This window comes from Pseudomonas sp. SIMBA_067 (assembly GCF_046534675.1).
Lineage (GTDB): Bacteria > Pseudomonadota > Gammaproteobacteria > Pseudomonadales > Pseudomonadaceae > Aquipseudomonas > Aquipseudomonas putida.
Genome location: NZ_JAWRYH010001496.1, coordinates 1 through 230 on the forward strand (window position 1 = coordinate 1; position 230 = coordinate 230).

1 pseudogene is annotated in these 230 nt (G+C 67.0%); it reads right to left on the bottom strand.

Annotated elements, in window-relative coordinates:
• Positions 1 to 230 (bottom strand): annotated as a pseudogene (locus SB765_RS34430) (cyclic peptide transporter); the annotation flags it as partial.

The following is a 230-nucleotide window of genomic DNA, read 5'->3' on the forward strand; positions in this document are numbered from 1 at the left end:
GGAAGATCGGCCACGACAGCCAGGCCAGGTAGGCCATGCAGCCGATCACGGTGGTGAGTGAGATCGCCAGCGGCGCGAAGGCGAAGGCGAAGTCGCTGATGGTGTCGACGTCGCGGGTAAGCACCGGGATCAGGCGGTGGGTGCGGTAGCGCTCGAGCTGCTCGATGGGCGCAGACAGCACCTTGGCGCCCAGGTCTTTGCGCAGCCGGGCAATGACCTTCTGGCCGACG